Source organism: Paenibacillus luteus (assembly GCF_006542765.1).
GTDB lineage: Bacteria > Bacillota > Bacilli > Paenibacillales > Paenibacillaceae > Pristimantibacillus > Pristimantibacillus luteus.
Genome location: NZ_SKCD01000080.1, coordinates 1 through 864 on the forward strand (window position 1 = coordinate 1; position 864 = coordinate 864).

At 41.4% G+C, this 864-nt stretch carries 1 protein-coding gene; it reads left to right on the forward strand.

Translation table 11 applies throughout. The features are described from left to right. Nucleotides 1-67: 67 nt before the first annotated feature. A protein-coding gene (locus tag E0496_RS33400) for an IS5 family transposase (RefSeq protein WP_141506244.1) occupies nt 68-843 on the forward strand; the annotation gives its coding sequence in 2 pieces (ribosomal slippage) (nt 68-401 and nt 401-843; 777 coding nt in all). Nucleotides 844-864 lie beyond the last annotated feature (21 nt).

Sequence of the window (864 nt, forward strand, 5' to 3'; positions counted from 1 at the left end):
CTAGGACGTGTCTGAAAACTAAATGATTTTGTAGTATAATTTGAGAAAAACGATTGGAGCATCCACCATGATTCAAAGAAGGTATGAACTAAGTGATGAACAATGGGAACAAATTAAGGATATGTTCCCTCCCTATCAAACAGGACGTCCGTCAAAATCAAGTAATCGCACGATGTTCAATGCCATTCTTTGGATCGCTCGTAGTGGTGCTGCTTGGCGTGATTTGCCAGAAGAACGTTATGGTTCATGGAAAACCGTCTATAGTCGTTTCTGCAAATGGAGAGATACGGAATTACTTTTCGCTATCTTCCAAGCGCTTCACGTAGAACCTGATTTTGAAAACTTGAGCATCGATTCTACATCGATTAAAGCCCATCAACACAGTGCTGGCGCTAAAAAAAAGTAGAAGGGCACGAGGTAAATCAACATATCGGCATCAGTCGTGGCGGTAAGACAACCAAAATTCATACGGTAGTCGATGGTTTAGGAAATCCTATAGCTTTTCTTCTGACGGGAGGTCAAGTTTATGATACCGTTCCCGTTATGGATTTGCTCCAGACGCTCGATATTACGGGAAGCCATATTCTTGGTGACAAAGCCTATGGCTCAGAAACGGTTCGGAATTGGATTACGGCTAAGCAAGCATCTTATACGATTCCACCTAAAGCGAATAGCCAAAATCCATGGAAAGTCGATTGGTATCGTTACAAGGAAAGGCATTTGGTTGAGTGTTTTTTTAATAAAATCAAACACTTCCGACGTGTGGCTACTCGTTACGACAAGTTAGCCAAGTCATTTTTGTCGTTTGTATATGTAGCTGCCATCTTCAAATTGTCTCAGTAATGAGTTTTCAGACACGTCCTA